The organism is Rosenbergiella metrosideri (genome assembly GCF_022602565.1).
In the GTDB taxonomy this organism is placed as follows: Bacteria; Pseudomonadota; Gammaproteobacteria; order Enterobacterales; family Enterobacteriaceae; genus Rosenbergiella; species Rosenbergiella metrosideri.
Genome location: NZ_JALBCV010000002.1, coordinates 79,469 through 92,995, shown reverse-complemented (window position 1 = coordinate 92,995; position 13,527 = coordinate 79,469). Strand labels below are relative to the sequence as shown.

11 protein-coding genes are annotated in these 13,527 nt (G+C 49.5%); 4 read left to right on the top strand and 7 right to left on the bottom strand.

Annotated elements, in window-relative coordinates; translation table 11 throughout:
• The 4 genes from proY to phoB all read right to left on the bottom strand — a co-directional run bounded on the left by proY (position 1) and on the right by phoB (position 5,116).
• Positions 1-1,356: a proline-specific permease ProY gene (gene proY / locus MKR94_RS02885; RefSeq protein WP_241645382.1), complete on the bottom strand. Its 1,356-nt coding sequence runs from the start codon at positions 1,354-1,356 to the stop codon at positions 1-3.
• Between the two features lie 62 nt (positions 1,357-1,418).
• Positions 1,419-2,741 carry a branched-chain amino acid transport system II carrier protein gene (brnQ, locus tag MKR94_RS02880; RefSeq protein WP_241645381.1) on the bottom strand — a complete coding sequence of 441 codons (1,323 nt, stop codon included), beginning with the start codon at positions 2,739-2,741 and terminating at the stop codon, positions 1,419-1,421.
• A 357-nt stretch (positions 2,742-3,098) separates the two neighbouring features.
• Positions 3,099-4,415, bottom strand: a complete 1,317-nt coding sequence (phoR, locus tag MKR94_RS02875; protein ID WP_241645380.1) for a phosphate regulon sensor histidine kinase PhoR — start codon at positions 4,413-4,415, stop codon at positions 3,099-3,101.
• Positions 4,416-4,426: 11 nt separating this feature from the next.
• Positions 4,427-5,116, bottom strand: a complete 690-nt coding sequence (phoB, locus tag MKR94_RS02870) for a phosphate regulon transcriptional regulator PhoB (RefSeq protein WP_241645379.1) — start codon at positions 5,114-5,116, stop codon at positions 4,427-4,429.
• A gap of 186 nt (positions 5,117-5,302) precedes the next feature.
• Here phoB and sbcD point away from each other — a divergent pair, with 186 nt between their 5' ends.
• The 3 genes from sbcD to rdgC all read left to right on the top strand — a co-directional run bounded on the left by sbcD (position 5,303) and on the right by rdgC (position 11,190).
• A complete protein-coding gene (gene sbcD / locus MKR94_RS02865; RefSeq protein WP_241645378.1) occupies positions 5,303-6,523 on the top strand; it encodes an exonuclease subunit SbcD in 1,221 nt (406 codons plus the stop codon).
• Positions 6,524-6,526: 3 nt separating this feature from the next.
• Complete coding sequence (locus tag MKR94_RS02860; RefSeq protein ID WP_241645377.1) at positions 6,527-10,201, top strand: AAA family ATPase; 3,675 nt, start codon at positions 6,527-6,529, stop codon at positions 10,199-10,201.
• 77 nt (positions 10,202-10,278) lie between these two features.
• Entirely contained in the window at positions 10,279-11,190 is a 912-nt protein-coding gene (rdgC, locus tag MKR94_RS02855; protein WP_241645376.1) for a recombination-associated protein RdgC, read from the top strand.
• A 42-nt stretch (positions 11,191-11,232) separates the two neighbouring features.
• Here rdgC and ppnP read toward each other — a convergent pair whose 3' ends face one another.
• Entirely contained in the window at positions 11,233-11,517 is a 285-nt protein-coding gene (ppnP, locus tag MKR94_RS02850) for a pyrimidine/purine nucleoside phosphorylase (RefSeq protein WP_241645375.1), read from the bottom strand.
• 59 nt (positions 11,518-11,576) lie between these two features.
• Positions 11,577-12,104, bottom strand: a complete 528-nt coding sequence (gene aroL, locus MKR94_RS02845) for a shikimate kinase AroL (protein WP_241645374.1) — start codon at positions 12,102-12,104, stop codon at positions 11,577-11,579.
• Between the two features lie 237 nt (positions 12,105-12,341).
• On the opposite strand from aroL, the gene MKR94_RS02840 reads away from it, so the two are divergent.
• A complete protein-coding gene (locus tag MKR94_RS02840; RefSeq protein WP_241645373.1) occupies positions 12,342-13,019 on the top strand; it encodes a DUF2076 domain-containing protein in 678 nt (225 codons plus the stop codon).
• A gap of 15 nt (positions 13,020-13,034) precedes the next feature.
• Here MKR94_RS02840 and MKR94_RS02835 read toward each other — a convergent pair whose 3' ends face one another.
• Positions 13,035-13,475, bottom strand: coding sequence for a YaiI/YqxD family protein (locus tag MKR94_RS02835; RefSeq protein WP_241595330.1), 441 nt, complete (start codon positions 13,473-13,475; stop codon positions 13,035-13,037).
• Between the last annotated feature and the right edge of the window lie 52 nt (positions 13,476-13,527).

Below are 13,527 nucleotides of genomic sequence, written 5' to 3'. Positions count from 1 at the left end.
CTATCGCTTACGACGGGTCAACGGATAGCCTAACAACAGCAATACCACCCATACTGCGCCGGCGTACAATGACAGGCGTGTATCAGGGAAATAGCCAATCAAGGCGATGATAAAGACTAGGAAGATCACCGCGATACTCGACAATACGACACCACCCGGCAGCGCAAATTTCAGTGATTTTGCCGCCTCCTTGCCCATTTTGATCCGTGAAGCAATTTGCGATAGCAGGATCATAATCCATACCCATACCGTCGCAAAGGTCGCTAGTGAAGCGATTACCAAGAAGACTTTTTCCGGCATCAGATAGTTAAGCAGTACCGCAATCAACAGTGCCACCATCATGACGATTACCGTCACAGCCGGTGCGCCGCGAGAAGAAACCTTACGGAAAATGGCGGGCGCTTGCCCCTGCTCAGCCAATCCGTGCAGCATACGACCCACCCCAAAAATATCGCTATTAATCGCAGAGAGTGAGGCGGTAATGACCACAAAGTTCAGGATAGAGGCGGCAGCAGCAATCCCCAAATGCTGAAAGGTGAGTACAAACGGGCTGCCTTGGGTACCAACCTGGTTCCAAGGATAGATTGCCATAATCACGAACAGCGTTGCGACATAGAACACAAGAATACGCCAAGGGACGGAGTTGATCGCTTTCGGAATCGATTTTTCTGGATTTTCGGCTTCTCCAGCGGTGATCCCAATAATCTCGATGCCGCCATACGCGAACATGACCATTTGCAACGAAAGCAACATACCGACTAGTCCATGGGCAAAAAATCCGCCATGTGTCCATAAGTTAGAGATACCGGTGGGCTGCCCGCCATTGCCGATACCCCAGATAATCATACCGAAGCCAGCGATAATCATTAGCGTAATGGTGGCAATTTTAAAGAATGAGAACCAGAACTCGACTTCACCGAAGGTTTTGACGCTCATCATATTGATTGCGCCAATAATAAATACGACACTCAGTACCCAAATCCAATGCGGGACTTCTGGGAACCAGACCCCCATGTAGACACCGAACGCTGTCACATCGGCAATACCGACGATCAATATCTCAAAACAGTAGGTCCAGCCAGTCAAATACCCTGCCCAAGTCCCTAAGTAATCATTGGCATAACGTGAAAACGAGCTGGCTGAAGGGTTATTAACCGACATTTCGCCGAGGGCGCGCATAATAATGTAAGCCACTAACCCGCCGATAATATAGGCTAACAGCACACTTGGACCCGCCATACGAATCGCATCCGCCGATCCGTAAAATAAGCCCGTTCCAATCGCCGAACCTAATGCCATAAAACGGATATGCCGGATACTCAATCCCCGCTTTAGGGTATTTTTTTGTTGCTTCATTTTCCGATTCCACAAATAAAAACCACGAGCCTTAGCCCGTGGTTGTTCACGTCAATACTGTTTTACTGCGTGGTTTTCACGCTAACAGTCTTACCCTTCATTCTATCAATGATAGCCGCCACAATAATAACGACTAACACTGGGGGTAACCACGATAAGTTTTGTTCAGAGAGAGGCAAATGTTGCAAGCTTGCCGGGACGACTGAACTGAAATCACTGGCCTTTAATCCATCGATGATGCCGAATACTAAGCTAACCGCCATCGCAGGTTTGATGATTCGCCCCGCTTCTTGCCACCAATTTAGGGTAAAGCTTAACAGTACCAATACGATACAAGGTGGGTAAATCGCAGTAAGCACTGGCACAGAAATCGCGATCAGGTGCGTCAAGCCGAGATTTGAGATAATCATCGCAAACACGCCAAGGAGCACCACCAACGTCTTATAAGAGAGTGGGATGTATTGAGCAAAGAACTCCGCACAGGCACAGGTTAGACCAATTGCCGTTACCATACAGGCGATAAAAATGAGTACACCTAAGAATAGGCTGCCACCCGCACCAAAAGTATGTTGCACATACGCATGAAGAATCGCTGCACCGTTAGCGGATTGGCTAATTAAGCTGCCGCTGTCTGAACCGAGTTTGAACAGAGATAGGTAAACCAGTGTCAGACCCACCCCAGCAATTAATCCGGCGAGTACTGTATAACGAGTCAGTAATGTTGGATTCTCGATACCACGCGAACGCGCAGCATTGACAATAACAATACCGAATACCAACGCCCCTAACGTATCCATGGTCAGGTAACCATTCACGAAGCCATTAGAGAATGCTGCTTGCTGATAAACCTCCGTCGCCGGCAGATTATTACCTGCAGGCCACATCAATGCGGCAATACCCAGAATCGCGAGCGCGACAATTTTAACCGGTGCAAGAAAATGACCAACGGTATCCAGAAGTTTTCCAGGGAACAGCGAGATCACGATAACCAAGCAGAAGTAGATTGCGCTGTAGATGGCCAACGCCAACGAGTTTTCACCCACCAGAGGGCCAATTCCAACTTCAAAGGAGACCGTTGCCGTACGCGGCGTGGCGAAGAGCGGGCCCACAGCCAAATAGCAGACTATCGCTAGCACTATACCTGCCGCTTTACCGACTGGCGTACTCAAGCTATCCACACCACCGCCGACGCGTGCAAGCGCGATGACCGTTGCAACGGGTAAGCCTACCGCGGTAATTAAGAAACCAATAGCGGAAACCCAAACATGTTCGCCGGATTGAATACCGACCATCGGTGGGAAAATAATGTTACCCGCACCGACAAACAGCGCAAAAGTCATAAACCCCAGCGCAAAAATGTCCCTAGTTGTTAAACGTTTCATCATAAATACTCTATGTCGCCCTGTCGTTTATAAAAGTTATAGTTTATTGACGATCACTTCCCCTTCTAAAAGCCTGGGCCAGAGGGATTAAAAAGTGAGATGGCGTTATGCCACAAGCTCCGTCAAGGTCATAAGTAAATCTTTTATAATAAACAAAGGCAACAGAGCAAGCGCAATGCAGGAGGATATTCTAAAAAAGAGGATTAAATCAGTAATTATGCTAAGTATAGAGTGAAACATTTAGAAAATGATATGAGTGTTTTTTGTCCAGCTTAACGCAATAGCCTAAAAATGGACCTAACCTGTACGATTTTTTTACTGCTTATCAATAGGGACCGTAGCACAACAGTCCCCTTGAATTTATCCCTTAGGTACAGCAGATGACGATGCTTCAGAAACGATAAAGGATTTAGTCAATTGAAAACTAAAAACAGTCTGATGATGAGGCTGACTTTCAATGCGCAATTTGCTGCCATGATGACTGAGTGCATGTTTAACAATTGCTAACCCTAAACCGCTACCTCCAGAATGGCGTGAACGTGCACCATCCACTCGGTAGAAGCGCTCCGTCAGTCTTGATAAATGCTCTGGCGCTATCCCCGGTCCATTATCGATCACCTTAAATTCTGCGCCACTGGCGATTCGCTGCCAGCTAAGGGTAATTGCCGTACCACTCGGCGTGTGATTGATCGCATTAAACACTAGGTTCGACAGTGCGCTGCGTAATTGCTCCTCATTTCCTCGCACCGTTAAGCATTGATCAATCTCGCAAACTACCTGATGTCGGCCATCGCTTAATGCGGTCGCATCAAGGTAAATTTGCTCCAGTAGCCGTGGAACGTCGATATGCTGTCGCATCTCATACGCTGGGGTTGCTTCGATTTTAGAGAGCGTGAGAAGTTGTTTGACCAGTTCTGCCATACGCTGCGTTTGAGATTGCATCGATGCTAACGCCTTTTGCTGGCTCGCGGGCGGCATCTCTCCCTCCTCCAGCATCTCGAGATAGCCTTGCAAAACGGTAAGCGGTGTACGCAGCTCATGGCTCACATTGGCAAAAAAATTACGACGCATATTTTCGAGCTGATGAAGTTGACTCACATCCCTACCAACGATCAACCATTGTTGATCGCTGTAAGGCATCACCCGAAATTCCATCTGCTGCCCATTATTCAGTCCTTGCACCAAAGGTTGAGTAAATTGGCGTTGCTGCAGATAACGCGAGAACTCGGGGTAACGCAGAAGATTTTGAATGTTTTGACCATTATCTTCCGGCCAACGCAACCCAAGCAAATCTTGCGATAAACCGTTACACCAGAAGATATTTCCCTCTTCCGTGACCATCACTAAGGCATCGGGCAGTGATTCTGCCCCACTGCGAAACCGTTGAATTAATGAGCGTAATTCACTGCGCCGGCGCTTGTTGCGCTGTTGCATCAGCAGTAAACCGTAAAAGAGTGGCTCCCAACTGCCCCGTCCTGAAGGCGGTGTCATGCTCCGATCGATCCACAGCCAATGAGAGAGACGCAGAAGCTGTTTGAAGTGCCAGCCTATCAGTAGCAAGAGCCCAAGAATGATAGCGATGGCCGGTTGATGAAAAAAAAATCCGATGACCGAGGCTACAATAAGGACAAGACACAACTCGAGCAGAAGTGTTTTAAGCGATAATTTATCCAGCACCGTATCGCTCCCTAATAGCGTACTGAGAAACGGTAACCTGCGCCACGAACGGTCTGAATCATTTTTTCATAGCCTGAGGGTTCTAATGCTTTACGTAAGCGTCGAATATGAACGTCCACGGTGCGATCTTCTACGTAAACGTTAGTGCCCCAGACCTGATTCAGTAAGTGTTCACGAGTATAGACTTTTTCGGGATGTGACATAAAAAAGTGCAGTAAGCGGTATTCTGTCGGCCCCATATCTACCGGAGTCTCCCCCGCCATCACTCGGTGCGAGCTGGGATCGAGTACAAGCCCTTGGATATCAATGACTTCATCTTCTGGCATCGGCGAGATACGTCTAAGGATCGCTTTAATCCTCGCGTTCAATTCTTTCGGTGAAAAAGGCTTGAGCATATAATCGTCGGCCCCGGCGTCTAGCCCTCGCACCCGATCTTCCTCTTCCCCTTTCGCGGTCAGCATCAGCACCGGAATATCGCGGGTAAAGGCCTCTTTCTTCAAATGCCGGATATACTGAATACCACTGCCGCCGGGCAGCATCCAATCCAGTAAGATCAAATCTGGCCAAGGCTCAATTAATTGTCGGAGAGCACGATCATAGTCTTCTGCTTCGATTACGTCATAACCATTCTGTTCGAGTACAAAACAAATCATTTCACGAATGGGGGCTTCATCTTCTACTACTAAGATCCGCTTGGCCATTTTATCTCCAAAATTAACCCCTTACTTAGGCATGGGCGCCATTATCTGTCACTTTTATTACAGTTTTATGAATAACGGTAGTAACTAATCATCTTCCCTTAACTATTGCAAGTTTGCCCCGAGGTGTTTTTTGCCCCATCGGTAAAGGCTATACTCCTGCCTTTATAACTTTAGAAGTGAAGCCTGATGAAAATAGTTCATACCTCAGATTGGCACTTAGGCCAGTTTTTTTATGCGCGAAGCCGTGCGGCGGAGCATCAGGCTTTTTTTCAGTGGTTGAAGGCGTTAGTCATTGAGCAAGAGGTCGAGGCCATCATCGTGGCTGGGGATATTTTTGATACCGCTACCCCGGCCAGTTATGCCCGTGAGCTATTAAACCAATTCATTGTGTCGCTACAAGAGACTGGCTGTCAGCTTTACCTGCTAGCGGGCAACCATGATTCGGTAGCAACGTTGAATGAATCGAGAGAGCTGGTCGCCTGCCTCAATACCCATATTATTACTGGTCCGACGGAGCAAGGCGACTCGCCGATTTTTCCGTTAAGAGATAGGCAAGGTAACGTTGCAGCAATCCTCTGCGCTATCCCCTATTTGCGCCCGCGAGATATTCAGTTGAGTCAAGCCGGGCTGTCGGCAAGAGAGAAGCAACAAGACCTTTTACAGGCTATCACTGGCTATTATCAGGATATTTTTCAGCAAGCGCTTCACCTCCAGCAACAGTATCAGGGCGATACTCTACCCATCATTGCAACCGGGCACCTTACCGCGCTAGGCGTGACGAAGAGTGATTCTGTCCGCGACATCTATATCGGTTCGTTAGAAGCTTTTCCTGCTAGTGCCTTTCCACCGGCTGACTATATCGCGCTAGGGCATATCCATCGCCCACAAAATGTTAGCGGCGATAAGTCGATTCGCTATTCCGGTTCACCGATCCCGTTAAGCTTTGATGAGCTGGGGTCGCCGAAGAGTATCACGCTTATCACCTTAAGTGCCGACCAGCCATTACAGTGGCAAGCGGTCGATATTCCGTGTTTTCAACCGATGCGCAGCTTGAAAGGGAACTTAAGTGAGCTAGCTAATCAGCTAGCAGACCTTGCGCCACCGACACCTGGACAGAAAATCTGGCTGGATATCGAGATCCACCACGAGGAATATCTCAGCGATTTGCAACAACGGGTAGAAAAAATGACCGAGGGCCTGGCCGTGGAAATTCTCTTACTGCGACGTAAACGGCTTCAGTCCCCCCTCGCCCTCACCAGCAACGTTAAAGAGACCTTAAGCGAATTAACGCCTGAAGAAGTATTTCGGCGGCGATTAGCACAAGAGCCCTTGAATGATGACCAGACTCACACCCTGCTGCAACTGTTCCGAGAAGTCTCCGCACAACTTGATGAGGCAGAAGAATAAGCGATGAAAATAGTCACGTTACGCCTTAAAAATATAAACTCCCTGCGCGGAGAGTGGTTTATCGACTTTAGGTTATCCCCCTTTAGCGACAATGGCTTATTTGCTATCACCGGAGAAACTGGCGCAGGAAAAACCACACTATTAGATGCGATATGCCTCGCGCTTTATCATCAGACGCCACGTTTAGGGGCGATCTCGCCGACGCAAAATCAGCTGATGACCCGTGGCACCAGTGATTGTATGGCCGAGGTTGAATTTGAAATTAAAGGGGAGGCTTGGCGAGCCTTCTGGAGCCAGAACCGCGCAAGAAACGATCACCGAGGTAAGTTACAGCCGCCGAAAGTCGAACTTGCTCGCTGTGCCGATAACAAAATTTTCGCAGATAAGGTTTCGGATAAACTTAAGACTATCGAAACGCTTTCTGGTCTAAATTTCCAACGTTTTACTCGTTCAATGATGCTGTCGCAGGGGCAGTTCGCTGCGTTTCTGAACGCTCCCGTGTCGGAGCGGGCCGAATTACTTGAAGAACTGACGGGTACTGATATCTATGGGCGTCTATCACAGCAGGTCTACGAGCGACATAAGCAGTATAAGATCGAGCTCGACCAGTTGCAGGCCAAACTCTCTGGCGTTACGCTGCTTGACCATTCGCAGCGTGACGCGCTGTTTCAACAACATAAAGATTTAGCCCAAGAACGTGATGCCTTACAGCAACAGCTTGAACAGCTGCATAATGCACTGAATTGGCAGCACTACCATCAACAGCTTGTTCAACAGGTCACTGATAGTCAGCAGGCGTTAGTCACGACTCAACAGCAAGCAGAGAACGTTGCCCCGCTACGGGATCAGCTTGCTGCCTACCAACCCGCAGTACAACTGTTACCCTTTTGGCAAGCCTTAGAGCAGTCGACTCATCGTTTAGCGGCGACACGCGCTCAGCAATCGACCTTACAACAACAGGTTGAACACACCGAACAGCAAATACAGAGCCGCTATCAAGCGTGGCAAAACACCGTTCAAGCGGAACAGCAATTCCAAATCCACCAGCAGCAGCAACAGCAATTGCTGGTGGAACAGATTATTCCCCTTGATGAGCGTATTAAACAGTTGACTCAGCAACAGCAAGAGCTCGCGCAGCAGCAACGTCCTTTGCAACAGACCTATCAGCAAACAGCCCAGCAGTTGAGTCTGTTAACCCAACAAGCAGACACTCAGCAGCAACGTCTTCGAGTGATTGAAGATTGGCAACAGCGCTATCCGACACTGAGCGAGTGGGGACCGGAACTGGGGGGCTGGCAGCACACAGCCGAGCAGCTGTTGCGAGAGGAAAATGCTCATCAGGCCATGGTAAAGCAGCTTGAACAGCGGAAAAGCACATTGCATTCGCTAAGCCGTACACGGTCAGGCCAACAGCAACAGATTGATAACGCGCAACGTCTGGTTACGGAAAGCGAATCGGCCTTAACCGCTTTTCTACAACATCCTCTAGCACAAGAGGAAGCATCGGCTTTTGCGGCCCTAACGCAATGGCACCAACAGCAGGGGCAATTAACCCCCTGCTATCAACAATTAATACGCTATTCAGATCAATGGCAAACGCAGAGAGTCGCGGCTGAGCAGGCGCAACAAGCACTTACCTGCAGCGAACAACAGTTGATCTCCTTGCAACAGCAGCAGAATCGGCATGCACAGCAGCTGGAAACTGAAACCGCGCACCTCAATGCCTTAGAAAAACTCTGTGTGCTAGAGCAGCAGGTCGCCGATTTGCAACGTCTGCGTGAAAGTTTGCAGCAAGGGGAGCCTTGTGCGGTGTGCGGTTCAACGTCCCACCCGGGTCATCCGGAAAGATCGGCGGCTGTCCCGACATCCCATCATTTCACTGCCCGCGATCAGCAGCGGGAAGCGGTCGATAGGCTTAGGCAAGCACTTACCCGTTTGGAGGCTGACTGCCACAATAGCCAGCGTGAGGCACAGCAGCAACGCCAGCTACTCGATCAAGCGGAGGCGCGTATTACCGACCTGCGCTCGACATGGCAACACGAAACCGCACAACAGGGTATTTCCCTGAGTCTTGAGGACCGTGAGGGACTGGAACAGGCTTATACTCAGCAACAGGATTTTCAGCAGCGTTACCAACAGGCGCTGGAACAGCAGCAGCGTCGTCACGCGGAGCGTGCTCAACTAGAGAAAATAGTTCATCAACATCAACAAGTCCTACAACAGCAACAGCAGGCCGCGGCGTTAACCGACCAGCACTCTCGGTCAGAGCAGCAACAACTGGACACCCTAAGCCAACAGGCACAAATAGCGCAAGAGGCGTTACAACAGACTTTAAAGGTCCTCTTACAGCATTTGGCACAGCATCAACTATCCCCGCAGCCCATAGCGCAACTGGCTAAGACCTTGACGGAGTACCAACAGATTTGGCGAGAATACCAAGCACGCCAGAAAGAACGGCTCGCGGGGGAAACCGCCCTGCATACTTTGACAGAACGACTGGCATCCTTACAGCGCGAACAGACTCAGCGGGAAACGGAAATCCACCAGCGTCAGCAACAGTTGCTTGCTGGTGAGTCTGCTCTTCAGCAATGCCGAGCAGAGCGCCAGGCCTTGGTCGGTGAGCAGTCAGTCAGTGCTTTACGCCAAGCTCTTGAAGAGCGTGCTGCGCAATATCGTCTCGACGAACAGCAGCATCGGCAGCTCTGGCAGAGTTGTAAAGATCAACAACAACAGACGCATGGCGAGATGCGCCAGATTATCACGCAGCTTGAGAGTCTGGTGGCGCAGCATCAACACACTGAGCAACAGTTCGCCGAAGCATTACAGGCCTCAGGCTTTAGCGACCAACAACAGTTCTTGTTAGCTCTCCTGCCAGAATCGGTTGTTAAGGACTACCAGTATAAAATCGATCAAGCGGCGCAGCAGATTGACCGTGCTAAAACGCGACTTCAGCAATCTGAACAGGCAGTGACACAGCATAGCCAAACCCTTCCTCCCCTCGCACATGAGACTGGCGAGACGCTGTCTGCACAACGCCACCAGCAACAGGAGCGCTATCAGCAGGTATTATTTCAGCAAGGTGAGGTGACTCAGCAGCTTCAAGCAGACGATACGCTGACTCAGCAGCAATCCTCGCTTATCGCGATGATCACCGAACGACAAGCTCATTTGGCCAATTGGGATCACCTTAACGATCTGATTGGATCGGCCAGCGGTGACAAATTCCGCCGTTTCGCTCAAGGGCTCACACTTGAAAACTTGGTTTGGCTCGCAAATCAACAGCTCGAACGCTTACATGGTCGCTATCGCTTACAGCGGACAGATCGAGACTTACTCGAATTACAAGTGGTCGATCAGTGGCAAGCTGACGAGTGCCGTGATACCAAAACCCTCTCTGGGGGAGAAAGCTTCTTGGTCAGCCTTGCGCTCGCCTTAGCGCTCTCCGACTTGATGAGTGAAAAGAACCATATCGATTCTCTCTTCTTGGATGAAGGCTTTGGTACGCTTGATGCTGCCACCTTGGATACCGCGCTGGATGCGCTGGATACGCTTAATGCGTCGGGGAAGATGATCGGCGTGATCAGCCATGTGGAGGCAATGAAAGATCGTATACCGGTACAAATAAACGTTAAAAAAGTGAATGGCTTAGGCTTTTCTTCCTTAGTCATCCGTCAGTAACCGCGTGCTATAGTGGCTGAAACCCTCTGGTAAATTCAGTATGATACGCGCAGCGAAAAGCAAACAGAGGAAAGCAAATGTTATGGTTTAAAAATATGATGGTCTACCGATTAACCCGAGAGATCCCTCTAGTTGCTGAAGAGATCGAAACGCAATTAGCGTCCAGCCAATTCACGCCTTGTGGAAGCCAAGATAAACTGGCTATGGGTTGGGTATCCCCCCTTGGTCCGCAGGGGAAGACCTTGGTTCATGCTAGCCAAGGCCAGCTTCTGCTTTGTGCTCGCAAAGAAGAAAAAATGCTACCGGCGACCGTGATCAAGCAAGCGCTTGAAGCCAAAGTATTGAAGCTTGAAACAGAGCAACAGCGCCGGTTAAAGAAGACGGAAAAAGACTCTCTGAAAGATGAAGTTATTCATAGTCTGCTGCCGCGTGCCTTTAGCCGCTATAGTCAGACATGGATTTGGATCGATGTGCAACATCAGCGCGTTATCGTCGATAGCGGGAGTGCTAAAAAAGCCGAAGATGTGTTGGCCTTATTACGCAAAAGCCTCGGCTCTTTACCGGTCGTTCCGCTAACGCTTCAAACCCCCGTGGAAATTACGCTTACTGAATGGGTACGTTCTGGCACGCCAAGTACTGGGTTTACACTGCTGGACGAGGCCGAGTTGAAAGCGACCTTGGAAGAAGGCGGCGTGATTCGCTGTAAAAAACAAGAGTTAGTCTGTGACGAGATCGCGCACCATATTGAGTCGGGTAAACGTGTTACTAAACTGGGTATTGATTGGCAAGAGCGCGTACAGTGCTTACTCAATGACGATGCATCGATCAAACGAATTAAGTTTAGCGATACCCTTCGTGAGCAAAATGATGATATTAGCCGTGAAGAAGCCGATTTACGGTTTGATGCAGATTTTGTGCTGATGACCGGTGAATTAGCGGCCTTTATCGATTCGCTTACTGAGAGTCTTGGTGGTGAGTCAGAACACTAATTGTTCCAAGGTGGCTGCCTGAAAACGGCAGCCTGTTTCCCATTACAGATAGCGGCAAAGGTAAGCCGTAGGCTCCGCAACCTGTAGGTGAAATTCGCTGTGCGCCGGGATATTAAAGGTGGTACCCGCTTCGAACCACTGCCACTCAGTTTCACCCGGTAATAAGACTTTCAATGCCCCACTGATCACCGTCATCTCTTCGGCTTTTGCTGTGCCGAACGTGTATTCACCCGTCGCCATAACCCCCACGCTGGCTTCGCCGGCAAGGCTATTTGCAAATCCAATCGATCTTACTTTACCTTCAAAATACTCGTTCGCTTTAAGCATACTATTTCCTTTTTAGAAATAAGGGTGAGTGATGAGTGACCTTCAGGGAGTGCGAGACATTAGGCCGTTAATGAGTCCCGACTTAACGCCGTTAAAATATCTATCACGACTTTTTCCGGCGGTTGATTGGCATCGATCGTGTGATGAGCCGCCTGCTGATAGAGCGGAAGTCGTTGTTGAAGAACGTCATAAAGCTCTTCTGTAATCGGCCTGCCTGTCAGGGTTGGACGTTGCCCTATTTCGGGATCGGCAGTCAGCCGATTAACCAGTACGTGGTGTTCGACACTTAACCAAATCACCGTTCCGGCCTCACGCATATGTCGACGATTATCCTCACGGAGAATAATCCCTCCGCCCGTGGCGACGACTGTATTCTCTGACGTCACAGTAAGCAGTGCATGATGTTCTTGTTGGCGAAAAGTGTCCCAACCGTGCTGTGCGACATAGTCTGCGATACTTTGGGCGAGTTGTTGTTGTAGCTGTTGATCTGTATCGCAAAAATGATAGCTGAGTTGACGAGCAAGTAATTTACCTACTGTCGTTTTTCCACAGCCTCGGGCACCGATTAGGTATACCGGAAATGACATAATCAGAACATCCTCTACCGCCGCCTGGCGGACGTCTCCATAGTAAGTGATCTGTAGGCATCATAACTGGATTACGAGTAGACGGCTATCCCGCTTAGGCTAAGAAAACATATTTATTTACGGCTAAACCCTTCCCTTTGCAGTAACTAACCCCATATCATCAGCTAAGTAGAGCGTTCCAGCCTATCGCAGGAGTGCCAAGGTATCTTGTTGCTTATAAGAAAAGAGAGGTTTCTGATGCAAACTGAAGAACAAAAACTCATCGATGACCTGTTTGGTCGCCTGCAACAGGCAGAAACGCAATCCAGCGCGCGTGATAGCGGCGCGGAACAGCGGATTAAACAGCATTTACAGTCCCAACCCGATGCCCCTTATTACATGGCTCAAGCCATTATTATCCAAGAGGCTGCATTGAAGAAACTGAATGATCGGGTGGCGCAACTTGAGCGTCAGGCCGCTGAGCAGCCTAAACAAAGTAGTGGTGGTTTCCTTTCCGGCCTATTTGGCGGTGGGAACAGCCGTCCGCAAAACGCGCCACAACAAAACAGCGGTTGGGGTGGCAATGCACAAAATACCGCCCCACAACAAGGTTATAATAGTGCCCCGCAACAGCCTGCGGCGCGTGGTACTGGCTTCTTAGGCGGCGCGTTACAAACCGCAGTAGGGGTTGCTGGAGGAGTGGTAATGGCGGATATGCTAACGAGCATGTTCCACCATTCTCAGCCTGAAGAGATCGTCAATATCATCAATGAGCCACCGCTCGAACAACCGAATTACGATTCGAATCTAGATACTTTCAATCAACAAGCAGATACCAGTGATTTCAATAATGCCTGGGAGTCACCACAGAACGACGATAACAGCAGTTTCTTTGGTGATAGCAGCTTTGGCGACGACGACGACAGCTTCCTATAAGCGTCACATTAAGGCTTATCGCGCTCGGAACCACTTATCAAGTTCGTTAGCAAATAGCTGACGATCTTTTTGACTCAACGCTGCGGGCCCACCAGAGGGTATGCCGCTGGAACGCAGCGTTTCCATAAAGTCACGCATCACTAAGCGTTGTTTGATTGTTTCACGGGAATAACGTTCGCCACGCGGATTAAGCGCCTCTCCCCCCTTCTCCAACACTTCTGCTGCCAGCGGAATGTCACTGGTGATCACCAACTCACCCGGCCCCACACGCTTTACAATTTCGTTATCAGCTACATCAAATCCCGCTGCAACCCGCAGCGTGCGGAGATAGTCTGACGAGGGAACGCGTAAAGACTGATTCGCGACGAACGTCACTATCGTCTGGGTTCTTTCCGCTGCGCGGTAGAGCACTTCCTTAATGACCACCGGGCAGGCATCGGCATCAACCCATATCATGTTTATTCTCCATCTATACTTATGGTGAAAGATAATTGTGTATAGTAATAAC